This window comes from Hylemonella sp. P2_B10, from assembly GCF_056404875.1.
Window position 1 is genome coordinate 736,706 of sequence record NZ_JBFUDE010000002.1, and the last position, 26,315, is coordinate 763,020.

Below are 26,315 nucleotides of genomic sequence, written 5' to 3' on the forward strand. Positions count from 1 at the left end.
CCGAGTGCCGCGTCGGCCTGATCTTCACCAACCATCGTGGCGCAAAGGCTCCCTGCTGTACCATGACGGCAATAACGTTCCCGCAACACTCGCAGTGACCAAGAACCAGACGCTCAAGCACAGCACGGACCAGGTGGGCCACAAGGCGTTTCGCCCGCATGGCAGCGTGCAGATGTGGATGGACGGGGATTTTCTGCTCTACGAGTCCACCGGTCCTTTCAACGTCGAGCTGGTGGATTCGCTGGCGGTGGCGCAGATGGACATCCTGCGCACCACCCAGTACCAAGGGCCCTGGGCCAGCATCTGCACCATCCTGAACAGCGCCATGGCGCCGCCAGAGGCGCTGGCGCGCTATGACAAGCTGATGCGCAAGGCAAAGCCGCCGGGCAAAGAGCCGGTGGCCACCGCCTTCGTGGTCTCACCCACGGTGGAAGGCGCCAAGCTGATGCTGCCCAAGTTCGCCAAGATCTACGAGGGCATACAGCGGCCGTTCAAATGCTTTGAGCACATGCACGAGGCCCGGGCCTGGGCGCGCGAATGCATGGAGCAGGCGCGGCTGCAAGCCGGCAAGACGCCCTGAGCGGCCGCCCCTGTGCAGCCGCTTGTTCTCGTCACGCGCCCTCAGGCCCCATCGGCGCTGCTGCTGTACGGCCAGCCGTAACGCAGCAGCATCCAGTGCAGTTTGGAGACCGGGTGAAAGGGCCGGGTCTTGCCGCCAGGGTCAGGCAGCGCGCGGCCCTGGGACATCTGCGAGGTGATGGAGCGGCCCAGGTCGGCGCTGGGCTTGCACACCCAGTCCGTGGCACTCTGGATGTCACACTGCGTGAAGCGGCCAGCCGGCTCGGACGAGCCCGCCACCCAGAAGAAGACCTCACTGTGGGGTTTCAACGCACGAAAGCGGTAACGCTCAGCCGCCACCAGCTTGCCGGTGCAGCGCTGGCCTTGCCACGCGCCCTGCTCGCAACCCGCTGTGTAGATGGTGCGCTCGCCCTGCAGCATGATGAAATCGTTGGCCCAGGCCGTCAACCCAAGCACCACCAGCACCAGCAGCGGAATCCAACGCATTCTTTTCACAAACCCGACCTTCTTGTGTACAACGACTGCGCGGATTGTCCTATCCCAGGCTTACAAAGTAAACAAGCGGCCGGCAGCATGAGGCTGCCGGCCGCTTGCGCGGTATCAGTGAACTTCCGAAGGACGCTGGATCAGAACGCCACCAGCACGCCCAGCGCCAGCTGGTTCATGCTGTTGCCCTTGTCCAGGCCGAAGCCGGACAGCGAGGTGAAGTTGGCGTTCTTGTCGTTGTTCACGCGGGTGAAGGAACCGACGGCCTTCACGTACTTGTGGAGTTGGTAACCCACCACAATGGCTGCCTGGTTGGCGCCGGTGCCGCTGGTGGTCGTGCCTTCCACGTCATTGGCGCGCACCAGGTGCAGCTGGGCTTCCCACGGGCCTTCCTTGTAGGTGCCGATCAGCGCGTAGGTGTTCTGCTGCTGGTCGAACGCGGCAGCGGCCGTGGTACCGCTTTGGCTGGACTGGGTCCGCTCTGCCACCGCGCCCACAGACCAGACGCCGCCGAACTTGTACTCGGCGCCGAACTGGAAGGCGTTCAGCTTTTGCGAGCCACCAAAGTTGGTGGCCTTGGCGCCGCTGCTGGAAGCCAGGTTCCATGAGGCATTGCTGATGGTGGTGTAGCCGAAGCCAACGTTCAGGCCGTTGGCGATGTAGGCCACGCCAATGGAGGTCTGCGGCATCAGGTCGCTGGCCGGGGTGAAACTGACCGTGTTGGACGCGGAGCCGGCGGAGATGGCACCGGTGGAGTCCTTGCCCATGTTGTAGCTGACGTTGGCCTGGAAGCCGCCCCAGTTGGGCGATTCCCACGCCACCATGTCGCCCTGGCGAGCGCCCAGGCGGTTCAGGATCTGGCCCGAGCCGTAGTCGGACGAGGCGTCGTTCAGGTTGCCGGAGGTGTAGTACAGGCTGGGTACGACCTGGTTCAGCGACAGCTTGTAGGCGTTGTCGTAGCGACCCAGGCGCACCACGCCGAAGACATCGCTGCCCAGGCCGGCGAAGGTGTTGCGGCTGCCCAGTTCGGCCTTGTCGTCGGTGTTGTTGCCGTTGTTGCCCAGGTAGAAGCGGCTTTCCACCTGGCCCACGGCGTAGAGGCCGCCACCCAGGTCGTATTTGGCCTTGAAGCCAATGCGTGAGGTCTGGTCAGCCAGACGGGTCTGGCTGTCCTTGGTCTTGGCGATGGTGGGGTTGACGTTGTCCACCGAGATGGTTTCAACGGCGGAGATCAGCTTGCCATAGACGGTGAAGGGGCCAACGTCCACATCGGCGAAAGCGGCGGGAGCGACCAGCACGGAAGCGAGTGCCAGGGCAAGGGTATTTTTTTTCATGATGGTTCAATCCGGATAGGGAGAAATAACACTGGGCTCAGCCAGCACGGGGATGAAATGCGTTCAACGGAATGCTTGATTCGCGAACCCCCACAGCGTATGCAGCGCGTGCTACAGGGCGAAGGCAGTTGAATGAAACTTCCATGAAACGACCGCGCCACCCATAATCTGCTGATATATACGTATATACGTATACACAGATTTCATGAACGGCAAACGGCCTTTCATCCCGGCGCGGTTCAGTAGCCGGCAGCCGTGGCGGTATTGCCGCTGTTGGCGCTGACTTGGGCGCGCACAGGTGCGTATTGACGCGGGTACAGTTGGTTGGCCTTCAGGCCGGCTTCACCGGCAACCACGAAGTCACCCGTGCGGATGGCTTCGCGGGTGTCAGCCTTCACTTGCGCGCGGCTGGGGTGCACGGTCACGGCGGCGAGGGCCACATCGGACGGGGCCAGGCCATTGGTGCCCAGCACGCCACCGGCTTCGCCTTGCACCGTGGTCTGGCCAGCGGCCAGCGAGCGGGCCAACTGCGCCGTGACTTCGCCACGGGTCAGCGTGCTGGGGGCCACGGCCTTGGCGATGTAGCCGGCTTCGCCGCCGACGAAGACGAGTTCGGATTGGGCTTGTGCGGTGGCGCCCAGGGCAGCCAGAACCAGCACAGCGGAGAGTTTGCGAGAGAGTTTCATGATGTCTAACCTTTCAAAAGTGCTCCAAATGCCCTGGACCACCCGGTCCGGGACCCTCGGTGAGTCACTGCCATTGCATCTGGCCCATCGATGAATGAAATGTAAATACTCGGTTCCAATTGATAAATAGGCCAGTTTTCAATTCAGCATTGCTAAAATAGAAACAATCGAGCTCTTGAAATATGGATCGACTCAACTCCATGCGCGTTTTTGCCCGGGTGGTGGACGAAGGCAGCTTCGCCCATGCCGCCCGGGAGCTGAACATGTCGCCAGCCGTGGTGTCGCGCCTGGTGGTGGACCTGGAAGAGCACCTGGGCACACGGCTGATCAACCGCACCACGCGGCGCATGGCGTTGACCGAGACCGGTTCCATCTACCTGGCGCGGGTGCGCCAGATCCTGGCCGACCTGGACGACGCCGAAGCCTTGGCCGGCAACGCCACCACCGAGTTGCGCGGGCACCTGCGCGTGCTGGCGCCATCGGCCTTCACCGTGCACCAGATCGCCAAGCACCTGCCCAAATTCCGCGCCCTGTACCCCAATGTGTCAATGGAGTTGACGGTCTCCGGCCCGATGGCCACGGTGGACGAAAACTTCGATGTCAGCATCATCTGGGTCGGGCTGCAGCCACTGGACGGCGACTTCGTGGCGCGCCGGCTGGCGCGCGCCGAGGTGATCCTGTGCGCCTCGCCCGAGTACCTGGACGTGCGCGGCCGGCCCCAGCACCCCGATGACCTGGACCACCACGACATCCTGATGTCCGGCACGATACGCGAGGTCACCTTCCACCGGGGCGCCTGCCCCGGCAACGCTTTCGCCGACGAGGAGGTGACGCGCACCCCCAACCGCCCCACGTTGGACACCCACCACGAGGACACGCGCTATGCCGCCGCACTGGCTGGCCTGGGTATCACCGGCCTGCCCTCGTTCATGGTGGAGGAAGCCCTGCTGGAGCATGCGCTGGAGCGCGTGCTGCCGGGTTGGCGGCTGTTCAGCGGCAGCATCTACGCCGCCATTCCCACGCGCAAGCATGTGCCGGCGCGCACCAAGGCCTTTCTGGACTTCCTGGTGCAGTCCTTCGGTGGCGAAGACCGCGACCCCTGGTTGCTGGCCGCCGGCTGCGAAAGCTGAACGCAGCCCAAGCTGAAGCACAATGCGTGCTTCCACGTTCCTTTTTCTCCCATGCCAAAAATCTGGGACATTTCGCCGCCGGTGGACCACAAGTCCGCCGTGTTTCCCGGCGACACCACCTACAGCCAGCGGCTGCACTTCACGCTGGGGCCGGGTTGTCCGGTCAACGTCAACGCCATCACGCTGTCGCCCCACACCGGGGCGCATGCCGACGCGCCGCTGCACTATGCCGATGGCGCCCCAGCGGTGGGCGAGCTGGACCTGTCGCCTTACCTGGGCCCCTGCCGCGTCATCCACTGCCTGAACTGCGGGCCGCTGGTGCGCCCAGAGCACCTGGCCCATGCGTTGAAGGAACTGCCGCCGCGCGTGCTGGTGCGCACCGCGCACACGGCCAGCCAGAGCTGGGACAGCTTCAGCGCCTATGCGGAAGAAACCATCGCCCTGCTGGCGCAACGCGGCGTGCAGTTGGTGGGCATAGACACGCCCAGCGTGGACCCGGCCACCAGCCAGCAACTGCCCTCGCACCAGCAACTGCTGCGCCACCGCCTGCGCGTGCTGGAGAACCTGGTGCTGGACGACGTGCCCGAGGGTGACTACGAGCTGATCGCCCTGCCGCTGAAGCTGATGCAGGCTGACGCCTCGCCGGTGCGCGCGGTGCTGAGGGAGCTGACATGAGTGCACTCACCTTGCAGCATTGCCGGCGTCTCGACCAGCAAGACCCGCTGCGCGCACTGCGCGACCAGTTCGAGCTGCCCGGCGGCGTGATCTACCTGGACGGCAATTCACTGGGCGCCAGCCCCAAGGCCGCTAGCGCGCGCGCCGCCCAGGTGGTGCGAGAGGAATGGGGCCAGCAGCTGATACGGGCCTGGAACAGCGCCGGCTGGTTTGAGCTGCCGCAGCGCCTGGGCGACAAGATCGCCACGCTGATAGGCGCCCAACCCGGCGAGGTGGTGGCCACCGACAGCACTTCCATCAACCTGTACAAGGTGCTGAGCGCCGCGCTGAACATCGCCGCGCAAGACGCACCCGCGCGCCGCGTGGTGCTGAGCGAACGCAGCAACTTTCCCACCGACCTGTACATCGCCGAAGGCCTGTGCAAGGCGCGCGGCTACACGCTGAAACTGGTGGAGCCGCACGAGATCGCCAGCGCCCTGGACGCCAGCGTGGCGGTGCTGATGCTGACGCATGTGAACTACCGCACCGGCGCCATGCACGACATGGCCGCTGTCAGCAGCGCCGCGCACGCGGCCGGCGCGCTGGTGGTGTGGGACCTGGCGCACAGCGCCGGCGCGGTGCCGGTGACGCTGCATGGCAACGGTGGCGATGCGCACGCCGCCAGCGCGGCCGATTTCGCCATCGGCTGCGGCTACAAGTTCCTCAACGGCGGCCCCGGTGCACCGGCTTTCGTGTGGGTGCACCCGCGCCATGCAGACCGCTTTTGGCAGCCGTTGTCGGGCTGGTGGAGCCATGCAGCGCCATTCGCCTTCACACCGGACTACCGGCCGGCCAGCGGCATTGGCCGCTACCTGTGTGGCACCCAGCCCGTCGTCAGCCTGGCACTGCTGGAATGCGGTCTGGACACGTTCGTGGCCGCCCAGCCATTGGGTGGCATGGCGGCGCTGCGTATGAAATCGCTGGCGCTGACCGACTTGTTCATCACCCTGGTCGAGCAGCAATGCGCTGGCCATGGCCTGGACCTGGTGACGCCGCGCGAACACGCGCGGCGCGGCTCGCAGGTGTGCCTGACACGCAGCGACGGCGCCTACGCCATCGTGCAGGCGTTGATTGCGCGCGGTGTCATTGGCGACTTTCGTGCCGGTGACGGCGGCACGCACGCCGATATCCTGCGCTTTGGCGTCACGCCGCTGTACACCGGTTTCGAGGACATCTGGCACGCGGTGCGGCATCTGCGCGAGGTGCTGGAAACAACCGAATGGCAGCGCCCGGAATTCAACAGCAGGAACGCCGTCACATGAACACCTCCAAGCCAGAGAACATCGTGGCCGATGAGAAAGCCCAGCTGGACTTCAGCCAGTCCATGAGCTATGGCGACTACCTGCAGCTCGACGCCATCCTGAACGCGCAGCAACCGCGCTCGCCCGACCACAACGAGATGCTGTTCATCGTGCAGCACCAGACCAGCGAGTTGTGGATGAAGCTGATGCTGCACGAACTGCGCGCGGCCATCACCCATGTGGCGCAGGACGAGCTGGGCACGGCCTTCAAGATGCTGGCACGCGTGAGCCGCATCATGGAGCAGCTGGTGCACGCCTGGGACGTGCTGAGCACCATGACGCCGCCCGAGTACAGCGCCATTCGTCCGTACCTGGCCAGTTCCAGCGGTTTCCAGAGCTACCAGTACCGCAGCATTGAGTTTGCGCTGGGCAACAAGAATGCCGCCATGCTGAAGCCCCATGAACACCGGCCCGACCTGCTGGCCCAGGTGCAGGCGGCCTACGCGTCACCTTCGCTGTACGACGAGGCGCTGCGCCTGCTGGCGCGCCGTGGCATCGCGGTGCCGGCCAGCCACACGCAGCGCGACTGGACCCAGCCCTACGTTCCCAGCGACGCGGTGGAGCAAGCCTGGCTGACTGTCTACCGCAACCCCAAGCAGCACTGGGACCTGTACCAGCTGGGCGAGGAGTTGACTGACCTGGAAGACGCCTTCCGCCTGTGGCGCTTCCGCCATGTGACCACGGTGGAGCGGGTGATTGGCTTCAAGCGCGGCACCGGTGGCACCGGCGGCGTGTCCTACCTGCGCAAGATGCTGGACGTGGTGCTGTTCCCGGAAATCTGGACACTGCGCACCTCACTGTAGCGACAGCACCAAATCAGACGAACTGCCAGCCTGTCTGCGCCAGGCCGGCGAGTTGCACATGCGTCTGGTTGGCGGCCGACAGCGTCAGCTCGGCCAGCCACTGCGCCTGCGTGGTGGTGTGCGCATCCAATGGTGCTACCAGGCTGGCCAACTGGCTGGCGCTGGGCGCCGCGCCGTACACATTGGCATACAAGTACTTGACCACTGTGCTGTTGTCGGTGCCACCGGCAAACGCTGCCACGATGCCGGCGTCCACCAGCAGGCGCGCGCCATCCAGCAGCGTGGCGCCCGAGTCGAAATAGTGCATGAAGACGCCGGCCCAGGTCTTGTCGTTGGAAAAGGCCACGCCCACGGCGGCTGCCATGATCAGCACCGCCTCCCCGCCCGCCTGGCCGGCGCCCATGTCCAGCGCCAGGCTGACATCGGCAAACTGCAGGCGCTCCATGTTCACCAGGGTGTCGCTGCCCTCGCTGGTGGCCACCGTGCGCTTGTCGGTCAGCACGCCGGTCGTCGGGTTCCAGCTGTAGTCGGCCAGCTTGCCGGCATATTGGGCGGTGTCTGCGCCGGCGCCGCCATCCAGGCTGTCGTTGCCACTGCCACCGTTCAGCACATCGCTGCCGGCACCACCCCGCAATTGGTCAACGCCGTTGCCACCCAGCAGCGTGTCGTTGCCGTCGCCGCCGTCCAGCAGGTCGTTGCCATCCAGCCCCACCAGCAGGTCGTTGCCGCCGCGCCCTTCGATGCGGTCGGCCAGCACGTCACCGGTCAGCTGCTCGTTGGTGGACCAGCCCACCATGTAGTGTCCGGTCATGCGGTCGTCCCAGGGCTGCACCACCTCGGTCAGCGTGGTGGGCCTCAGCGTCCAGCCCAGGTCCTGCAGCAATGCCAGATCCAGGCGGTCCAGCGTGTAGCGCTCGCCGTTGAAATAGTAGTAGCCGTTGAAGTTGCTGGCCTCTATCCACGGCATCTGGCTGCTCGCCACCGTGGGGCCGTTGCCCAGGTGGTACATGCCTTGCGACCCACCCAGGCGCACCTCGGCGGGCTGACCCAGCAAGTCCACCGTGGCCGGTCCCACAAAGCTGGCCTGGCCGCCATTGACCACCACCAACGAGTCCCACAGCGACTCGTAGCTGGTACTCAGTTGCCCGGTGGTGATGTCGCGCCAGCCATTGATGCCCATGCCATGCAGCAGCTCGTGCAGCACCACGGTGAAGGCATCGGTCTTGTTGGTGGGCACGCGGGCGCCCAGGCTGTTGGCGATATTGGGGTCCCACCACAGCAGTGACAGGTAGGTGGAGCTGGGGTCGACAAAGATGGTGAAGTCCGGCGTCTGCGGGTGCGGGTCCACGCCGGTGCGAGACTCTGCCGCTCCCGCCGATTCCCAGATGGCAATGCCATTCTGTGTCTTCACGAAGCTGGTGTCGCCGGTGCCGGCGAAGCGGCCGGTAGAGGTGCTGTCCACATTCACCGCCACGTCCAGCGTGCCCTGGAACACCACGTACTGGCTCAGGTAGTTGATGGCGGCGGTGATGGTGGTGCCCAGCAGCGGCACACTGGCCAGCGCGCCCTTGGGGTCGTTGTAGGTGATGTTGATGGTGGCCATGTGTGACAGCTGCAAAGGTTTTTTGTACCCCCAGAGCCTAGTGCACGACCGGCCAATGGGTCCATGGGGATATTACCCAAGTCAGCGCGGCCGGCGCGGGCTTCCGATGCGGCTAAACTGGCTAAACACACCTGTGTCCACCGTTCACACAACCCACCTGTGATGGCCATGCTCCAAAAGACGCAACCCGACACCCCCGCATCCGACCCCGGCTCCCCCGCCTCCCCTGACCGGCGCCACCTGCTGCTGTCACTGGCCTCGCTGGCCACACTGGCCGGTTGCGGCGGTGGTGGCGGTTCGGACGCCAGCCCCAGCACACCCACGACGCCGACCACACCCACCACCCCCACCACACCGACAACGCCCACCACCCCGGTCGTCAACGGCCCGCCGTGGTGGGGTTATGGACGCGACGCCCAGCACACGGCGCTGGGCGGTAGCGTGGCCACGCAGCCGCTGACGCGCATCCAGTGGAGCACGCCCGTGGATCTGGCGCCGCAATACACCGCCAACGGCAACCTGCTGGCCCACTACGGTTCGCCCGCCATCACGGCGAAAAACACGGTCATCGTGCCGGTGAAGACCGGCACCCTCGACGGCTTCCGCTTTGAGGCCCGCGCCGGCGGCACCGGTGCGTCGCTGTGGACCGTGACCAGCGACTACGTGCAGCCCGCGCACAACTGGGTTCTGCCCTATGGCATCACGTTGACGCCGGCCAACCGCATCTATGCGCCAGGGGCCGGCGGCAAGCTGCTGTGGCGCGCCGACGCCGACTCCACCACCGCCACCACGCAAACCGCCGTGTTCTACGGCGCGGCGGCCTACGCCGCGGCCCAGGCGGCCTATGACGCCAACGTGTTCATCAACACGCCGCTGACCTCGGACGCCAACGGCACCCTCTACTTCGGCTTCATCGCCAACACCGGCAACCCAGGCGGCCTGCTCAGCGGCCTGGCCCGGGTGACCGCGGACGGCACCGGCACCTGGGTGGGTGCCAAGGCCGCCAGTGGCGACACCAACATCGACAAGGTGGCGATGAACTGCGCACCGGCGCTGTCCAGCGACGGCAAGACGGTGTATGTGGCGGTGAACACCCGGCTGATCTCCGGCGTGCGCCAATCGGGCTACCTGCTGGCGCTGGACAGCACGACACTGGCCACCAAAGGGGCCGTGCGCCTGATGGACCCCAACACCGGCCGCACCGCCTGGCTCAATGACAACGCCACCGCCTCGCCCACCGTGGGGCCGGACGGCGACGTGTACTTTGGCGTGCTGGAATCCGACCAGTCCGGCCACAACTCGCGCGGCTGGCTGCTGCACTTCAACGCCACGCTGACGCAGCTCAAGATCCCCGGCTCCTTCGGCTGGGACGACACCTGCTCCATCGTGCCGGCCAGCATGGTGCCCTCCTATACGGGGCCATCGAGCTACCTGGTGATGGTCAAGTACAACAACTACGCCGGCGCGGGCACCGGCGACGGGCAGAACAAGCTGGCGGTGTTGGACCCGAACACGCAGCAGTTCGACTTCATCTCCGCCCTCCCGGTGATGAAGGAGGTGTGGACCATTCTGGGCCCCACCGCCGACCCCAACTACCCCGGCTACGATGCCGTGCGCGAATGGTGCATCAACACCGCAGCGGTGTGTCAGGTCACTAAGTCCATCCTGGTCAACAACGAGGACGGCTGGCTGTACCGCTGGGACATGGTGACCAACAAGCTGACCGAGCGCATCCAGCTGACCAACGGGCTGGGCGAGGCCTACACGCCCACGGCCATCGGCCCGGACGGCGCGGTGTTCGCCATCAACAAAGCCCTGCTGTTCTCGGTGGGGCGATAGTTCTTCCTGGCATGTCGCCGCACCGGCGCTGGCGGGCTGACGCTCAATGAATCCTGAAGACCTGCAAAAACTGGTGACCCTTCAAATGCCCTTTGGCAAGCACAAGGGTGTTGTGCTTGCAGACCTGCCGGGAAATTACCTGGCCTGGTTTGCCCGGGAAGGGTTGCCGAAAGGGGAAATAGGTCGCCTGCTTTCACTGATGCACGAGATTGACCACAATGGCCTGGCTGAATTGCTGAAACCGCTCAGGCGATAGTGTTTGCCCGTTTTCCGGAGTGCGTCAAGCCATGCCAACAAAGACTTTTACCAGCGGCCGGATCCGCAAAGCCGACTATGACCCTGCGACCCAGCAGCTGGAACTGCACTGGGACAACCAGAATGTGCTGGCCTACAAACATGTTCCGCAGGAAGTCTTCCGGCGACTTTGCAGCGCCCCCAACCCCAGCACGTACTGGGAAGACCGGATCGCCGAGGAATACCCCAAGGGCATCCCGTCAAAAGTGGCAGGCCCCTCTGATGCCGCCAAGAAGTTCGATGATCTTTTCGGTGGCGGGGAATGAGTCATTGCGCTGGAAAGCACTGCAGGGCTTCTGCGCGCGTTTCAATTCAACGCCGGCGTCAGATCCCCCATAAAGACTGAATAAGCCGGCTAATTTCGGCCTTTCAAGGCGGCTGCGCAGCGGGGCGAAATGCTAGATTGGCGGGTAATCCCTGCAAGCTGTGATGACCCTGTTTTCAAACTCCCTTCTGCGCTGCGTCGCCTCCGGTGGCGCGCTGTTGTTGACCGCGCTGTTGAGCGCCTGCGGCGGCGGCGGCAGCGGCAGCACGTCCGGCGGCACCACCACCGTGGTGGTCACCCCCACCACCCAGCAGTTGGTGGAAGCGGCCTACCTGGACAGCAACGGCGGCGCTTACACACTGGCCAGTTCACTGCCGGCCAAGGGCTTGCCTGTCAGCGGCACGCACTATGCCTACAGCCAGAAGGCGGCCGTCACCGGCACGCTGACCACCACGCCGCAGCCCATAGACGCGCTGGTGGACTCGCTGTCCACCACGCTGGTGCTGCCCGACTTCAGCACCTCCGCGCCCACGCGGGTGATGGTCAATGGTGGCTTGCGCACCGCCGCCAACCTGCCGGGGCGCACCAAGACCCGGCTGTACCTGGTGGGCTCACAGGTGATACGCGATACGCTGGACCTGGCCGGCAGCACCATCGTCTTCAGCGCCGCCATCACCAGCGTGCAAAGCAGCACCATGAGCGGCGTGGTCACCGCCATCCCCGCCGAGCTGAAAACGCTGCCGGTGCTGGCTGACGCCATCGCCAACAGCACGTTGACCAAGAACAAACTGAGCTTCACCACTGGCTCGGGTTACATCAAGCAGCAGGAAACACGCTTCGGCGACACCTACTTCATCGAGGACTGCTCGGTGGCCACCACCGCCGACAAGGACCCCTCCCCCTGCGACGGCACCGGCACGCTGGAGAGCGTGTTCCCCTACACCTATGGCACCACCTTGTTCACGCTGGCCAATGGCAGCGTCCAGCAGGTGCAGGGCCTGCGCGCCTGGGTCTCCACCAGCCTGGTGCCCAGCTCGGTCAACGTCACCGATTCCTACCTGGCCTTCTTCGAGCTCAACGGCAAGGTCTACCGCGCCATCCTGCAGAAGAACGGCGTGGCGCTGAAATCGCGCAGCAGCGCCGGCACGGTGGACTATGTGCTGTACCTGAACCGCACGGCGGTGGAAAGCATCAAGGCCGCATTCGGGCCATGAGCCGGCACGGCTACTATTCCGAAATATGGAATAGTGAATTCAATTTGGCAGCAATTCCGTTTTCGTGACGGATGGATCACACTTCGGCTCTGCACACCCCCAGGAGCCGAACATGGGCCGCGCTTTCTCCGACATCGCCTTCACCCCCACCGTACGCGCCATGCAAACCCGCATGGGCAGCCGCGAGGCTTATGCCCGGCTGGACGCCGCACCCGACCGGCGCGACAGCCTGACCGAGCGCGAGGCCGACTTCATCGAGGCGCGCGACGGTTTCTACCAGGCCAGCGTCAGCGAAACCGGCTGGCCCTATGTGCAGTTTCGCGGCGGGCCGGCGGGCTTCCTGCGCGTGCTGGACAGCAAGACCATTGCTTACGCGGACTTTCGCGGCAACCTGCAGTACATCAGCATGGGGAACCTGCAGGGCAACGACAAGGTGGCGCTGATCCTGATGGACTACGCCGCGCGCAGCCGGCTGAAGATCCTGGGCCGGGTGCGGCAGGTAGCTGCCGCGGACGACCCGCAGTTGCTGGCGCGGCTGATGCCTGCCGGCTACGACGCCCAGCCACAGCGTGCGGTGGTCATCGAGGTGGAAGCCTTCGACTGGAACTGCCCGCAGCACATCACCCCGCGCTACACGGAGGAAGAAGTGGAGGCCGCCGTCATGCCGCTGCGCGACGAGCTGGCGCGGCTGGAAAAGGAGTTGGCCCAGGCACGCGCTGAGCTGGCAAGTCGGCCCGCTGGGTGACGCCAATTACTTGACAAAGTCAAGCAATTGATTGACGATGGCAAGCATGACTGCCATCGCCACCGACGACCATGTGCACGCGCTGCGTGCCTTCAACCGTTTCTACACCCAGCGCATCGGCGTGCTGGCGCCCTACCTGGACAGCGGTCTGTCGCTGGCCGAGGTGCGGGTGCTGTACGAGCTGACACAGCGCGAGCAGCCCACCGCCACCGAGCTGGGCCGCGAGCTGGCGCTGGACGCCGGCTACCTGAGCCGCATCCTGCGCCGCTTCGAGGCACACGGCTGGCTCAAGCGCACGCCCTCGCCCGCTGACGCGCGGCAAAGCCTGTTGCGCCTCACGGCCAAGGGCCGCGCCGCCTTTGCGCCGCTGGAGCGCAAATCGCGCGAACAGGTGGCGCAACTGCTGGCACCACTGTCCGAGGTGGGGCAACGGCAGCTGGTGCAGTCGCTGACCACAGCGCAGCAACTGCTGGCACGGCAAGATCCGCAGGCCGTTGCGAGCGCGGCGGTGGCCCGCACCGTGGTGCTGCGCGACCCGCGCCCCGGCGACATGGGCTGGGTGGTGCAGCAGCACGGTGAGCTGTACGCCCGCGAATACGGTTACAGCAGCGAATTCGAGGCGCTGGTGGCCGGCATCGTCGCGCGCGTCATGGCCAGGTTCGACCCGGCCTGGGAGAAAGCCTGGATCGCCGAGGTGGACGGCCAGCGCATGGGCTCGGTGCTGGTGGTGCGCAAGTCCGCCCAGGTGGCGCAGTTGCGGCTGTTGATCCTGTGCCCCGAGGCACGCGGCCTGGGCCTGGGGGGCAGGCTGGCCGACGAATGCATCGCCTTTGCCCGCGCCAAGGGCTACCGCAAAATGGTGCTGTGGACCAACGGCCAGTTGCACGCGGCACGCGCCATCTACAGCCAGCGCGGCTTTGTGCTGACCGGCAGTGAAACGCTGGACGCCTACGGCGTCCACGGCCTGGTCAGCGAGACCTGGGCGCTGACGCTGTGAGATTGCGGGGGCAAGCCATGGCTGACACCGACAACTATCCCCACTGCGTGGTCTGCACCACGGTGGGCTCCGAGGCAGAGGCCGACAAGCTCGCCCAGTTGGTGGTCGAGGCCCGGCTGGCCGCCTGCGCGCAGATCCAGGCCATCAAGAGCCACTACCGGTGGGAGGGCAAGCTGTGCGCCGACAGCGAATGGCTGATTGCCATGAAGACCCGCACCGATGCCTATGCGCGCCTGGAAGCACTGATACGCCAGCACCACCCGTACACCACGCCGGAGATCATCGCCACGCCCATCGTCAGAGGCTCGGCGGCGTATCTGGCATGGGTGGAGGAGGCCGTGCAAGCCGGACCTGAGGCCGGCCCTGAAAGCTAGGCCTGCCAGGCGCGCCTAGCCATACAGCCATTTCAAATCCAGCAGCCTGCGTCCCAGCACCCCCATCGCCGCGTCGCGCCCCCAGCGCAGCGGCCCGCTGGCGTGGAAGATGCGCCCATTGCGGCTGGATCGGGCCTGCACGCGCGCGTTGCGCTGCCAGCGGCGCTGGGCATAGGCCTGCAAGGCGGCGGGAACGTCCACCTTTACGCCAGCGGGTAGGCTGAAGACGGACTCCAGCGCGGCGGCATCCTCGATCGCCATGCCGGCCCCCTGGGCCAGGTAGGGCAGCATGGGGTGTGCCGCGTCGCCCAACAAGGCCACGCGGCCTTGGGCCATCTGCTGCGGGCCCTGCACCGGCGGCCGGTTGCTCAGCGCCCAGCAGCGCCAAGGACCCATGGCGCGCAGCAAGTCCTGCAAAGGCGCGCAACTGCCCGCCATGGCGTGGAACAGCCTGTAGTCATCGGCCTGTTGATCCCAATTGTTGAGTTGCTGTGGCTGGGCACCTTCGATCACGGCCACCACATTCAGCGCCTCGCCAGCCCGCACCGGGTACTGCACCACGTGCAGGCCCGGCCCCAGCCAGACGGTGACCTGCTGGCTGCGCAAAGCTGCCGGCAAATCGCTTTGCGACAGCAGCGCCCGGTAGGCCAGGTGGCCGGTGAACTGCGGTGCGCCATCATCCAGCAACCCGTGGCGCACCACACTCCACAGGCCGTCGGCGCCCACCAGCGCCTGGCCATGCACCTGCCGGCCGTCCGCCAGCAGCAAGGCCACCGCATCGCCGGATGGGTTGGCGACGGTGAACGGTGTGGTCAGGTTCAGCTGCACCCGCCCCGCGGCCTGCACCGCGTGCAGCAACAATCCATGCAAGTCCGCCCGGTGCAGCGTGGCATACGGCGCGCCGTAGCGCTGCGCAAAGTCGGCCAAGGGCAAGACAGCCAATTCAGCGCCTGACGCTGCGCTGCGCACCTGCAGACGCTGCGGAAAGGCCGCCAGACGGGCCAGTGCATCACCCAGGCCCCAATGCCGCAACTGGCGCACCACGTTGGGCCCGGCCTGCACACCGGCCCCCACTTCGCTGAACTGCGCCGCCTGCTCGAACAGCTGCACGGGCCAGCCGGCCCGGCTGCAGGCCAGCGCGGCGGCCAGGCCGCCAATGCCGCCGCCGGCCACCAACAACGGCGCCATGGCGGCCGTCATGCTGGCGCGGACAGGCCGGCCGCATCGGCCGCATCGACCTGGAGCGCCTGCCAGCGTGCCCTGGTCAGGCGGTACAGGCAGTGCGGGCGCAGCCGGTGCCCCACAGGCAGATGGGGGTGCTCGAAGTCTTCGCTGTGCTGCATGCCTATGCGCTGCATCACGTTGCGCGAACGCAGGTTGTCCACGGCGGTGAACGACACGATCTCCTGCAGCCCGAGCTGCTCAAACCCGAACTGCAAGGCGCCCCGAGCGGCCTCGCTGGCATAGCCCTGGCCCCAATACGCGGGTGCCAGCCGCCAGCCGATTTCGACGCAGGGGGAGAAAGGCAGGTCGTCCGCCGGTTTGGACAAACCCACAAAGCCGATGAACTGCGGCCGCGCCCGCAACTCCACCGCCCAGTTGCTCCAGCCGCGGCCCCGGCCCTGCAGGTGCGCCTGCCAGCGGTCTATGCTGGCGTCGCTCTCGGCACGGGTCTGCAAGGCTGGGAAGTAGGCACGCACCCGCGGGTCGGCGTTCATCGCCGCGAAGGGCTCGCGGTCGGATGCACGCCATTGCCGCAGGCGCAGGCGGGGTGTGTCGAACGCCATCAGGCCAACAGCTGGCGCAGCACGAAGGGCAGGATGCCGCCGCTGCGGTAATAGTCCACCTCGATCGGGGTGTCGATGCGCAGCGTCACGGTCAGCTCCTGGCGGCTGCCGTCGGCACGGGTGATGACCAGCTTGGCATCGCTCTGCGGCGTCAGCGCCGGCAGCGGCAGCACGTCCACCGTCTCGTTGCCGGTCAGACCCAACGTCTGCCACGAGTCCGTGCCTTTGAACTGCAGCGGCAGCACACCCATGCCCACCAGGTTGCTGCGGTGGATGCGCTCGAAGCTCTTGGCCACCACGGCCTTGATGCCCAGCAGCTGCGTGCCCTTGGCGGCCCAGTCGCGGCTGGATCCGGTGCCGTATTCCTCGCCAGCGAAGATCACCGTGGGAATGCCGGCCTGCATGTACTTCATGGCGGCGTCATAGATCGGCATCTTCTGCGTGGAAGCGTCCGTCGTGCCCTGGTACAGCGTGTTGCCGCCCTCCTCGCGCGAGCCATCGGCGGCGGCGGGCAGCATCAGGTTCTTGATGCGCACGTTGGCGAAGGTGCCGCGCATCATCACGTCGTGGTTGCCACGGCGCGCGCCATAGCTGTTGAAGTCGGCCTTCTGCACGCCGTTGGCCTTCAGCCAAACGCCCGCTGGCGAACTCTCCTTGATGGAGCCGGCCGGCGAGATGTGGTCGGTGGTGATGGAGTCGCCAAACAGCGCCATGATCTTGGCGCCCCGCACCGTGGACGCGGTGTCAGCGCCCTGCGCCAGCGTGAAGCCCTGGAAAAACGGCGGCTCGGCAATGTAGGTGCTGGCCGGCCAGGTGTAGGCCTGGCCGGACACGCCCTTGATCTTTTCCCACAGTGCGCCGGGCTGCGTGGCCACCTTGGCGTAGTTGGCGCGGAAGGCCTTGCCCTTCATGGCGAACTTCATCAGCGCATGGATCTCGTCGCTGCTGGGCCAGATGTCGCCCAGGTACACATCCCGGCCACCCTTGCCCTGGCCCACCGGCTGCGTCATCAGGTCGCGTTTGACGTTGCCGGCAATCGCATAGGCCACCACCAGCGGTGGGCTGGCCAGGAAGTTAGCCTTCAGGTTGGGGTGGATGCGGGCCTCGAAATTGCGGTTGCCCGACAGCACGGCGGCGCACACCAGCTCGTTCTTGGTGATGACGTCGTTCAGCTCCGGCGTCAGGTCGCCGGCATTGCCAATGCAGGTGGTGCAGCCGTAGCCGGCCAGCGCGAAGCCCAGCTTCTCCAGGTAGGGCAACAGGCCGGTCTCGGTCAGGTATTCGGTGACGATGCGCGAACCGGGGGCCAGCGAGGTCTTGACGTGGGGCTGCACCTTCAGCCCCGCCTCCACCGCCTTCTTGGCCAGCAAGCCGGCGGCCAACAGCACACTGGGGTTGGAGGTGTTGGTGCAGCTGGTGATGGCGGCGATCAGCACGTCGCCATTGCCAATGCTCACCGCCTTGCCGCCGGTGGTGACGGGGAAGCGGGTGGCCAGCGTGTCGGCCGGGCGGTTGAAGCCGTTGGCCGAGTTGGGCAGGCTGTACAGCGACGAAAACTGGCTGCTGACCTTGCCCAGCTCGATGCGGTCTTGCGGCCGCTTGGGGCCGGCCAGGCTGGGCGTGACGTCGCTCAGGTTCAGCTTGACCACCTGCGAGTAATCGATCTCGCCGCTGCCGGGCACGCCAAACAGGCCCTGGGCCTTGAAGTAGGCCTCGAAGGCCTCGATCTCGGCTTGCGTGCGGCCGGTGCCCACGAAGTAGTCCAGCGTGCGGCCGTCGACCGGGAAGAAGCCCATGGTAGCGCCGTATTCGGGCGCCATGTTGGCGATGGTGGCGCGGTCGGGCACCGTCAGCGTGCGCGTGCCTTCGCCATAGAACTCGACAAACTTGCCCACCACCTTGTGCTGGCGCAGGATTTCGGTCACCGTCAGCACCATGTCAGTGGCGGTCACGCCCTCGCGCAGCTGGCCGGTCAGCTCAAAGCCCACCACATCGGGCGTCAGGAAGTACACCGGCTGGCCCAGCATGGCGGCCTCGGCCTCGATGCCGCCCACGCCCCAGCCCACCACGCCGATGCCGTTGATCATGGTGGTGTGGCTGTCGGTGCCCACCAGCGAATCGGGGTAGTACACGCCCTTGGCCTGGTGCACGCCGCGCGCCAGGTATTCCAGGTTCACCTGGTGCACGATGCCAAAGCCCGGTGGCACCACGCCGAAGGTGTCAAACGCCTGCATGCCCCACTTCATGAACTCGTAGCGCTCGCGGTTGCGCTGGAATTCCAACCGCATGTTCAGGTCCAGCGAATCCTTCTTGCCGTAATGGTCCACCATGATGGAGTGGTCCACCACCAGGTCCACCGGCACCAGCGGCTCGATGCGGCTCGGGTCTTTGCCCAGCTTAGCCGCAACGCTGCGCATGGCGGCCAGGTCGGCCAGCAGCGGCACGCCGGTGAAATCCTGCAGCACCACGCGCGAGACGACGAAGGGGATTTCGTCGGTGCGCGCCGCATTGGGCTTCCAGTTGGCCAGTTGGGCCACGTGCTCGGGAGCCACCTTCTTGCCATCGCAGTTGCGCAGCACCGACTCCAGCACGATGCGAATGGACACCGGCAGGCGGGCAATGGCGGGGTACTGCTTGGTGAGCTCGGGCAGTGAATAGAACTGGCCGGCCTTGCCGGAGGCGGTCTTGAAGTTCTTCAGCGTGGAAGCAAAGGCGTGGGGCATGGCGGTCGACTCCTGGATGGCTGCAATCCAGGCTATTTTGGCAGTCTCCGCAAGGGCTTGTGTGAAGTCTTGGTTTACACCCCCAAAAGCCAGGTTCAGGGCAGTTTTTTCAAGGCTTCCAGAACGGGCGGCCCCAGCACCGCCTGCACGGCAGCGTCGCCGCCCTCACGCACATTGAAATACAGCGGGTTCAAAAAACCCTTGAGGTTGTGCAGGCGTGCCAGGCCAGCCTGGGATTGGGCCGCCACGCCCCAGGATGCATAGGGCCCGGGCGTCGCCAGGGGGGCCACAAACTCGGTCCAGAAGGCAGCGTCCAGCAAGCCCCGCCGCGCAGCAAACAACACAGGGCGCACCAGGCGCTCGCCTTCGCCGTAGACAAGGAAATGCTCACCCGGCGGCGCCACCATGGACTGCACCGCCATGACGATGCGCGCCAGTTGCGCCTTGTCTACCGCAGGGTTCAGCGTCAATTGCATCAGCAGGTCGGCCGCGTGCGCCACCCCGTGGCGCCATCCCTCGTTCACATCGTAGCCCCGGTAGTCGCGCACACTGGACAGGTAACGGCTGCCGGCCTCTACCAGCGCCGCACGCTCTTGTGCAGTCAGGAACGGTTGCAGGCGGTCAGCCCGTGCCACCTCGGCCAAGGTCAGTGCCGCAAAAGGCTTGGCAAAGCCAGCAGGGTCCGGCGCCGCATCGTTCAACTGCGCCAGTTGCGACTGGTAGATGAGCCGCCGGGTAGTTTCGGACAGTTGCTTGGCGCGCATCCATGCGCTCAAGGCTTCGAACGCCAATCTGTCGCGCAGCTCGGGGTTGGCGTCAATCAAGCAGGGCAGCAAGGCGGTGGCCAGGGTCTCGCGCCGGGTGTCATCCGGCAAATGCCATTTGTCCTGCTTCAGTTGCTTCAAAGCCGACAGCGGCCAGTCGGGGGGCGGGCAGGCCGGCGCCGCCGCGACGGTGCACACCGACGTGACAAACAAGCCAAGGGTCAGCAGACTGCGAACGGGCAGACAACACACGGGGTTTGCTCCTTAAGGTGATGGGATTCTGTCGCTTGTCACACCGGCTTGTCCTGCGGACAGTGTTGGCGTGGCGGAAAAGCCTGCACGGTGTCAAAGGCCACGCGTTTCAGGTCTGCCTGCACCGTGGCGTCGACACCGCTTTGCGCGGCAATGGCCACGTCCAACGGCGACGCGCCGGTGATGGTGGCATGCAGCACCAGCGCGGTCAGGTAGGCACCGGCCGGCGCCGAGTGGTTGCCATCGCTGTCGTGCAGTCGCAGCGCCGGGAAACGGCGCATGGCCAGGTCCCAGGCCTGGCCTACGGGCGCCACGCAGGCGGGTGCTTTGGTGGCGATGGCCACGTGCAGGTCGTAGATGCGGGCGGTCTCGTCCACACCCAGGCGTGGCCATTCCGGAAACAGCACGGGCAAGGCGTTGGCCTGGCGCGCCAGCCGTATCAGTTGCTCGGCCTCCGCCGTGGAGTAGGTGAACTGGCCGCTCTGGCTGTACTTTTGCGCCTGCAGCACCACCACGCTCCAGGACTGGCCGCGCAGCAGGTCCAGCGACACCGGGTCGTTGAAGCGCTCTTCCAGGAACATATAACCGGGCGCCGCCACCGCACTCGCCGTCCTGCTCGGGTTACCGCCGCGCAACATGCGCGCCAGCGTTTCAGGCAGGTCGTTGACGACCGTATGGCTGTTGCCCATCATCAGCACCTGTACCTGGGCGGGCCTGACAGGGGTGGTGGGGGTGGTCGGAACAATCGGCGTGCCAGGCGTGACGGTGGCGCTTTCACCCCCAGACCCGCCGCCACAAGCCGCAAAGCAGGCCGTCAGCCCCGCCAGGGCCATGCAACGCAGCGCCGCGAGAGACCAGGGGTTCATGACAGACTCGCTTGAAATGGGACCATTTGCCAAATGCTTTCAGGCAGCGTCGCAGCCAGTTGGCCGCGCAAGCTGTGGCCATTTGAATGATTTCCAGCACAAAAGTCCATGCTGGCACAGCGTGTGCAGCCAAGCTGGGACCAAACCCCCTGAGTCAGGGGCGAAACTCTGTCTCTCGTCAACGCATGGAAGTGTCGCACCAAGTGTTGGCGCCTTTGGCATGGCCGCGCCCTCAAGGCTCATCCTGAGCCACCGACAACAGCCGCCGCTAAGGCTGCCCCATGCGCACCAGCCGCCCCGGACGCGCTGCCGTCAGCCGGCCGTCGCGCTGCACCGCCTGCCCAGCCACCCAGGTGCCCACATAGCCCTGGGCGCGTTGCAGGAAACGCTTGCCACCGGCCGGCAGGTCGTTGACCAGGCGCGGCGTGCCCACACCCAGGCGGTGTGGATCGATGACGTTGATGTCCGCGCGCAGGCCCGGCGCCAGCCGGCCCCGGTCCTGCAGGCCCAGGTAGCGCGCGTTGCGCTGTGACAGCATCTCCATCGCACGCTGCAGGGGCAGTTTGCCCTCGGCGCGGTCTCGCACCCAATGGGTCAGCATGAAGGTGCTGAAACTGGCGTCGCACACTGTGCCCACATGCGCACCAGCGTCGCCCAGGCCGAACAGCGCGCGCGGGTGGTCCAGCATCTGGCGCAGCGTGGCCAGCGAACCGTCGTTGTAGTTGAAGATGGGGAAATAAATCAGGTTGCTGCCGTCGCCCGCTGCCAGGTAGTCGTACAGCGCCTCCAGCGGCTTCACGCCGGCCTGCTTGGCGCGCACCAGGAAGCTGTGCATCACCGTGGGCTCGTAGTCCAGCCGCTGGTCCAGCGGGAACATGCGGCCGCTGATCATGTCAATGCGGGCCAGCAGGATGTCCACCAGCGGCGGTATCGCGGTGCCGTCGCCGGCCAGCCGCTCGGACTGCTCCGACAGGATGCGCGCCTTGCGCGCCGGCTCGCGCAATGCGGCGGCACGCTGGGCCAGTGGCATGTGCGCCACTTCCTTGTAGCCGGGGAAGCCCATGAAGGGGTGAAAACTGGCCTCCAGCCCGTTGATGACACCGATGCCGCGCGCGGCAGTCTGCAAATACAACGGCAGCCCGGCAGCCACCGCCGCCTCGGTGCGCTTCTGGATAGCCAGGTACTGCTGGCCGCCGGGGTCGCGCTGCAACCAGGTCATGGACAGCGGCCGGCCGGCGGCGCGCGCCAGTTGCTCCACCAGATCGAACTCGGTGTTGAAGCGGTTCGGGTCGCGCATCAGGTCGAAATCGCTGACCATCTGCACCACGCCGTGCTGCAGGCCGTCGAAGGCCTGGGCGATGCCGGTCAGCTCGGCCGCGCTGGCTTCCGAGGCCGGCGTTTCCTTGCCCTCCGACGTGCGGTGGTTGTCGCTGCGCCCGGTGCTGAAACCGGCGGCACCGGCCTGCAGCGCCTCACGCAGCAAGGCGCGCATGGCGGCGATGTCTTCCGCCGTGGCGGCCTGCTGGGCCACCGCGCGCGCGCCCATCACATACATGCGCAGCGGGTCGTGCGGCACCTGCACCAGGTAGTCCAAGCAGCGCGGGGTGGCCGCCAGCGCGTCCATGTACTGCGGAAAGCTCTCCCAGCCCCAGCGTATGCCCTCGTGCAGCGCGGCGCCGGGGATGTCCTCCACCCCTTCCATCAGCTTGATCAGCCCGTCCTGCCCGCCCGGGCGCACCGGTGCGAAGCCGACGCCGCAATTGCCCATCACCAGCGTGGTGACGCCGTGGTCCACACTGGGCGAGAACGTGTCGTCCCAGGTGGCCTGGCCGTCGTAGTGGGTGTGGATGTCGACGAAGCCGGGGGTGACCCAGGCGCCCTGGGCGTCCAGCGTCTCGCGGGCCGCCGCGCCCATCGGCTTGCTGCTGACCTCCACGATGCGGCCATCCTGCACGGCCACGTCAGCCGTCACCGGCTCACCGCGGCTGCCATCCACCACCAGCCCGCCCTTAATGAGCAAGTCGAGCATCTTTGCGCCTCCATAGAAATGCCAGCGTCATGCCGCTGACGATGTGCCACATGCCCCACAGGCTGGCAATGATGACCATGCCCAGGTCGCTGTTGAACTGCACCGCGATGATGCCCAGCGCCAGGCCGGAATTCTGCATGCCACCCTCAATCATCACCGCGCGGCGGTCGCGCTCGGACACGCGCATGGCCATGCTGGTGGCCCAGCCGAAGAACAGGCCACTGGCATTGTGCAGCACCACGATCAGCAGCATGGGCAGCAGGCCCAGCGTCAGCATCTGGCGCTCCTTGATCAGGCCCAGCACGATGAAGGCCAGCAGCGCCACCAGCGAAAAATTGGCCAACGGCTTGTGGATGCGCCGCGTCAGGCCCGGGAACTGGTGGGCCACGAACAGGCCCAGCGCCATCGGCGCGGCCAGCATCAGCAGCAGGCTGATCCAGATGTCCGACGGGTCCACCGACAGCGTGCGCAGCCAACCGGCGGTGGCCGGGTTGGTGGCCACCATCCAGCTGAAATTGAACGGCGTGGCGAACAGCGCAATGACGCTGGCCACCGCCGACACGCTGACCGACAGCGCGGTGTTGCCGCGGCCGTAGTGCGTGACCACATTGCTCAGCGAACCGCCAGGACAGGCGGCCACCAGGATCATGGCTGCCTCCACATTGGGTGGCAGGTCCAGCACCATCGTGGCGGCCCAGGTGCCCACCGGCAGCAGGATGAACTGGGGGATCAGCCCGCAGACCACCGCGCGCGGGGTCTGCAGCACGCGGCGGAAGTCGTCCACCCTCAGCTCCAGCGCCACCGAGAACACCATGGTGGCCAGCACCAGAGTCAGCACCAGTTGTTGTGTGCTCATCCTCACCTTCCCTCACAAACAAGCGAGGCGGCCCGTGCCGCCCCGTCGCTGTGAGGTTAAACGCCGGCCCGCTGCCGGCAGGCCAGGGTTTACACCAGGGAACTGCGCTGCCTCACCAAGCGGCGCGTGCGCGCTGGCCGCGCAGGCCCAGCCATTGCAGTTCGGCCAGCACGGTCACCGTCACCGCCTGCATCAGCACATAGGCGGTGCCCAGTGCGGTGGGCGTTAACCAGCCGCTGGCCAGCAGCAGCACGCAGTCCACCGCCCAGATCAAATTGCCGGCCACCAGCACCCAGACCAACGGCCGCGGCAGCACCGCGCGGGTGGCGATGAAGGCCACCACCGCCGCGTACACCAGCAGGAACACACCGGTGCCGGTCAGCAGCGCCGAAGGCAGGCCCAGCCATTGGGCGAGCGAGACGTTCAGCAGCAGCTGCGGCAGGCCGCAGGCGGCACAGGACAGGGCGTCCACCAGCAGCACGCGGCGCAGGAAGTGGGGAGAGGCAGCCAGGGATGCAAGCATGTAATGCTCCTTATCAAGTGAATCAAGGGTTGAAGACACGGCTGAATCCTCGGCGCCGCCGGGCATGGCGTCCATGACCTGACAGGTCATGGCCCGGCGGCGGCGGATGCTCTACGATGGCCGCATGAACCACGACATTCCTCACCGTGCCGGGCGGTCCGGCACTGCTGCCAGCACCGGCAAGAGTCCCGCGGCGTCATCGGCCAGTGCCGCGCGCCGCGCCGCCGCGCCGCGCCCGCTGGCCCCGGCGCTGGGCGAGCGCACGCCCGCGCCCTTCGGCCAACGCCTGCGCCACTGGCGCGAACACCGCCGGCTGAGCCAGCTGGACCTGGCGATGGACGCGGCCATCTCCACCCGCCACCTGAGCTTTGTGGAAACCGGCAAGGCCATGCCCAGCCGCGAAATGGTGCTGCGCCTGGCGGAGCGGCTGGAGGTGCCGCTGCGCGAGCGCAACGCGCTGCTGGTGGCGGCCGGCTTCGCACCCATGTACCGCGAGCGCGGCCTGGATGACCCGGCCCTGGCAGCAGCCCGCACGGCCGTGGACCTGGTGCTGAAAGGCCACGAACCCTACCCCGCGCTGGCGGTGGACCGGCACTGGAACCTGGTGGCCGCCAACGCCATCGTGCCGCACCTGATGGCCGGCGCCGACCCGGCCTTGCTGCAAGCGCCTGTCAACGTGCTGCGCCTGAGCCTGCACCCGCAAGGGCTGGCCCCCAAGATCGCCAACCTGGCGCAGTGGCGCGCCCACCTGTTCGAGCGCCTGCGCCAGCAGATTGCCGCCACCGGCGACGCCGTGCTGGTGGCGCTGCTGGAAGAGCTGCAGGCCTACCCGGCGCCGGAAGGCGACGAGCAACTGCACCTGGCCGGTGAACACCTGGGCGTGGTGGTGCCTTTCCAGTTCCACACCCCGCTGGGCGTGATGAGCTTCATCAGCACCACCACCATCTTCGGCTCGCCGGTGGATGTGACGCTGCAGGAGCTGGCGCTGGAGTCGTTCTTCCCCGCCGATGCGGCCACGGGGGAGATGCTGCGCACGCTGTTGGCGCAAGCTTGAAGAACCACGGCACGGTGTTGTTCACGGCGCCCGACAAGGCTGCCGAATAGCCCCATGCCGAATTTTCATTGTCCGGCCACCGCGTCTTGGTCTAGCATGCGGCTTTCCTCCTGGATGATGCCCATGCGTGTATTGCCTTTGTTGCTGCTGGTGGTTGCCCTGACCGGTTGCGCCACGCAAAGCCCCGTCAGCCCCGCGTCGCCTGCAACGCCTGCCGCACCCATCACGCTGGAGAGCGTGCTGCAAAAGCAGATCTACCAGATGACGCCGCAGGAGGCGCACCGCTACATCGCCTACATCCACCAGGCCGAGCCCGACCTGCGCAAGCGCATCGCCGCCATTGGCCGCAAGAACATCGGCCAGCCCTATGTGCTGAACCTGCTGGGCGAGTACCCGTACGAGCTGCACGACAACCTGCCCATGTTCAGCCTGGACCACAGCGACTGCGTGGTGTTCGCGGAACACACCTACGCCATGGCGCTGAGCCAGTCGTGGGAAGAGTTCTTCTGGATGCTGCAACGCATACGCTACAAGGACGGCGTGGTGGGCGTGGCCACGCGCAACCACTACACCGAGGTGGACTGGAACGTCAACAACCGCTGGCTGGTCACCGACATCAGCAGCGAGCTGGCCGGTCCCGGCGGACCCAGCTTTGCCTTGACCGTGGACCGCGCGCGTTTCCTGAGAACCCGCCACAACACCGAACGCAACATTCCCGTGCAGACCAGCCAGGAAGCCTATGTGTCCAAGGAGCGCGTGAAGGAAGTGCTGTCCAAATTGCAACAGGGCGATTTCGTCAACGTGATCTCCACCCGCGACGGCAGCTACTGGGCTTCGCACGTGGGCCTGGTGGTGCTGGGCCCCAACGGCGAGCGCAATTTCCTGAACTCGGCAGAGCCGCAGGTGCGCGAAGAATCCTTCGACGCTTTCATGGCGCGCACGGCGGAGCGCGAAGAGCGCAACGCGCGTGCGGGCAAGAACGGCCAGCGCCTGGCCGGCTTCAAGTTCCTGCGCCTGAACGAGCAGATCGTGGTGCCGCCAGCGGCACCGCAACCGCGTCCGGGCACACCCGTCGCAGGAAATTGAGAAGGGTAGAG

General features: G+C 66.3%; 26 protein-coding genes. 14 read left to right on the forward strand and 12 right to left on the reverse strand.

Annotated elements, in window-relative coordinates:
* Positions 1-94: 94 nt before the first annotated feature.
* Positions 95-580, forward strand: a complete 486-nt coding sequence (locus tag AC1DX2_RS11215) for a hypothetical protein (protein ID WP_477196421.1) — start codon at positions 95-97, stop codon at positions 578-580.
* Positions 581-621: 41 nt separating this feature from the next.
* Here AC1DX2_RS11215 and AC1DX2_RS11220 read toward each other — a convergent pair whose 3' ends face one another.
* The 3 genes from AC1DX2_RS11220 to AC1DX2_RS11230 all read right to left on the reverse strand — a co-directional run bounded on the left by AC1DX2_RS11220 (position 622) and on the right by AC1DX2_RS11230 (position 3,085).
* On the reverse strand, positions 622-1,074 hold the full coding sequence (locus AC1DX2_RS11220; RefSeq protein ID WP_477196422.1) for a hypothetical protein: 453 nt from the start codon (positions 1,072-1,074) through the stop codon (positions 622-624).
* A 131-nt stretch (positions 1,075-1,205) separates the two neighbouring features.
* Positions 1,206-2,399 (reverse strand): porin, encoded by a 1,194-nt coding sequence (locus AC1DX2_RS11225; protein ID WP_477196423.1) that lies wholly within the window; start codon positions 2,397-2,399, stop codon positions 1,206-1,208.
* Positions 2,400-2,638: 239 nt separating this feature from the next.
* Positions 2,639-3,085 (reverse strand): hypothetical protein, encoded by a 447-nt coding sequence (locus AC1DX2_RS11230; RefSeq protein WP_477196424.1) that lies wholly within the window; start codon positions 3,083-3,085, stop codon positions 2,639-2,641.
* Positions 3,086-3,267: 182 nt separating this feature from the next.
* Between AC1DX2_RS11230 and AC1DX2_RS11235 the strand changes: the two genes are divergently transcribed.
* From AC1DX2_RS11235 to kynA, 4 genes are read left to right on the forward strand one after another with little or no spacing between them, the layout of a single operon-like run.
* Positions 3,268-4,215 carry a LysR family transcriptional regulator gene (locus AC1DX2_RS11235; RefSeq protein WP_477196425.1) on the forward strand — a complete coding sequence of 316 codons (948 nt, stop codon included), beginning with the start codon at positions 3,268-3,270 and terminating at the stop codon, positions 4,213-4,215.
* A 51-nt stretch (positions 4,216-4,266) separates the two neighbouring features.
* Entirely contained in the window at positions 4,267-4,890 is a 624-nt protein-coding gene (gene kynB, locus AC1DX2_RS11240) for an arylformamidase (RefSeq protein WP_477196426.1), read from the forward strand.
* Positions 4,887-6,191, forward strand: a complete 1,305-nt coding sequence (gene kynU, locus AC1DX2_RS11245; RefSeq protein WP_477196427.1) for a kynureninase — start codon at positions 4,887-4,889, stop codon at positions 6,189-6,191. Before kynB ends, kynU begins: the two co-directional genes overlap by 4 nt.
* Entirely contained in the window at positions 6,188-7,033 is an 846-nt protein-coding gene (kynA, locus tag AC1DX2_RS11250) for a tryptophan 2,3-dioxygenase (RefSeq protein WP_477196428.1), read from the forward strand. Before kynU ends, kynA begins: the two co-directional genes overlap by 4 nt.
* A 13-nt stretch (positions 7,034-7,046) precedes the next feature.
* Here kynA and AC1DX2_RS11255 read toward each other — a convergent pair whose 3' ends face one another.
* Positions 7,047-8,636, reverse strand: coding sequence for a calcium-binding protein (locus AC1DX2_RS11255; protein ID WP_477196429.1), 1,590 nt, complete (start codon positions 8,634-8,636; stop codon positions 7,047-7,049).
* Between the two features lie 162 nt (positions 8,637-8,798).
* Here AC1DX2_RS11255 and AC1DX2_RS11260 point away from each other — a divergent pair, with 162 nt between their 5' ends.
* The 7 genes from AC1DX2_RS11260 (at position 8,799) to cutA (ending at position 14,364) form a co-directional block, all read left to right on the forward strand.
* The gene (locus AC1DX2_RS11260; RefSeq protein ID WP_477196430.1) at positions 8,799-10,475 is read left to right on the forward strand and encodes a hypothetical protein; all 1,677 of its coding nucleotides are present in this window, start codon (positions 8,799-8,801) and stop codon (positions 10,473-10,475) included.
* Positions 10,476-10,521: 46 nt separating this feature from the next.
* Entirely contained in the window at positions 10,522-10,731 is a 210-nt protein-coding gene (locus AC1DX2_RS11265) for a DUF3820 family protein (protein WP_477196431.1), read from the forward strand.
* A 31-nt stretch (positions 10,732-10,762) separates the two neighbouring features.
* A complete protein-coding gene (locus AC1DX2_RS11270; RefSeq protein ID WP_477196432.1) occupies positions 10,763-11,035 on the forward strand; it encodes a KTSC domain-containing protein in 273 nt (90 codons plus the stop codon).
* 163 nt (positions 11,036-11,198) lie between these two features.
* Positions 11,199-12,248, forward strand: coding sequence for a hypothetical protein (locus AC1DX2_RS11275; protein ID WP_477196433.1), 1,050 nt, complete (start codon positions 11,199-11,201; stop codon positions 12,246-12,248).
* Between the two features lie 112 nt (positions 12,249-12,360).
* Positions 12,361-12,993 (forward strand): pyridoxamine 5'-phosphate oxidase family protein, encoded by a 633-nt coding sequence (locus tag AC1DX2_RS11280; RefSeq protein ID WP_477196434.1) that lies wholly within the window; start codon positions 12,361-12,363, stop codon positions 12,991-12,993.
* Positions 12,994-13,030: 37 nt separating this feature from the next.
* On the forward strand, positions 13,031-13,990 hold the full coding sequence (locus tag AC1DX2_RS11285) for a bifunctional helix-turn-helix transcriptional regulator/GNAT family N-acetyltransferase (RefSeq protein ID WP_477196435.1): 960 nt from the start codon (positions 13,031-13,033) through the stop codon (positions 13,988-13,990).
* A 17-nt stretch (positions 13,991-14,007) separates the two neighbouring features.
* Positions 14,008-14,364: a divalent-cation tolerance protein CutA gene (cutA, locus tag AC1DX2_RS11290; protein ID WP_477196436.1), complete on the forward strand. Its 357-nt coding sequence runs from the start codon at positions 14,008-14,010 to the stop codon at positions 14,362-14,364.
* Between the two features lie 15 nt (positions 14,365-14,379).
* On the opposite strand, the gene AC1DX2_RS11295 is transcribed toward cutA, so the two are convergent.
* From AC1DX2_RS11295 to AC1DX2_RS11330, 8 genes are all read right to left on the reverse strand, one after another.
* A complete protein-coding gene (locus tag AC1DX2_RS11295) occupies positions 14,380-15,552 on the reverse strand; it encodes an FAD-dependent monooxygenase (protein WP_477196437.1) in 1,173 nt (390 codons plus the stop codon).
* Positions 15,553-15,560: 8 nt separating this feature from the next.
* Complete coding sequence (locus AC1DX2_RS11300) at positions 15,561-16,151, reverse strand: GNAT family N-acetyltransferase (RefSeq protein ID WP_477196438.1); 591 nt, start codon at positions 16,149-16,151, stop codon at positions 15,561-15,563.
* Positions 16,151-18,874: an aconitate hydratase AcnA gene (gene acnA / locus AC1DX2_RS11305; protein ID WP_477196439.1), complete on the reverse strand. Its 2,724-nt coding sequence runs from the start codon at positions 18,872-18,874 to the stop codon at positions 16,151-16,153. Before acnA ends, AC1DX2_RS11300 begins: the two co-directional genes overlap by 1 nt.
* 95 nt (positions 18,875-18,969) lie before the next feature.
* Positions 18,970-19,890: a DUF2785 domain-containing protein gene (locus AC1DX2_RS11310; protein ID WP_477196440.1), complete on the reverse strand. Its 921-nt coding sequence runs from the start codon at positions 19,888-19,890 to the stop codon at positions 18,970-18,972.
* A 38-nt stretch (positions 19,891-19,928) separates the two neighbouring features.
* The gene (locus tag AC1DX2_RS11315; protein ID WP_477196441.1) at positions 19,929-20,756 is read right to left on the reverse strand and encodes a hypothetical protein; all 828 of its coding nucleotides are present in this window, start codon (positions 20,754-20,756) and stop codon (positions 19,929-19,931) included.
* A gap of 268 nt (positions 20,757-21,024) precedes the next feature.
* Positions 21,025-22,785: an N-acyl-D-amino-acid deacylase family protein gene (locus AC1DX2_RS11320; protein WP_477196442.1), complete on the reverse strand. Its 1,761-nt coding sequence runs from the start codon at positions 22,783-22,785 to the stop codon at positions 21,025-21,027.
* On the reverse strand, positions 22,766-23,641 hold the full coding sequence (locus AC1DX2_RS11325; protein WP_477196443.1) for a bile acid:sodium symporter family protein: 876 nt from the start codon (positions 23,639-23,641) through the stop codon (positions 22,766-22,768). Before AC1DX2_RS11325 ends, AC1DX2_RS11320 begins: the two co-directional genes overlap by 20 nt.
* Before the next feature lie 112 nt (positions 23,642-23,753).
* Entirely contained in the window at positions 23,754-24,164 is a 411-nt protein-coding gene (locus AC1DX2_RS11330; RefSeq protein ID WP_477196444.1) for a hypothetical protein, read from the reverse strand.
* Positions 24,165-24,288: 124 nt separating this feature from the next.
* Between AC1DX2_RS11330 and AC1DX2_RS11335 the strand changes: the two genes are divergently transcribed.
* A complete protein-coding gene (locus AC1DX2_RS11335) occupies positions 24,289-25,218 on the forward strand; it encodes a helix-turn-helix domain-containing protein (protein WP_477196445.1) in 930 nt (309 codons plus the stop codon).
* 123 nt (positions 25,219-25,341) lie between these two features.
* A complete protein-coding gene (locus tag AC1DX2_RS11340; RefSeq protein WP_477196446.1) occupies positions 25,342-26,304 on the forward strand; it encodes an N-acetylmuramoyl-L-alanine amidase-like domain-containing protein in 963 nt (320 codons plus the stop codon).
* The last annotated feature ends 11 nt before the right edge of the window (positions 26,305-26,315 follow it).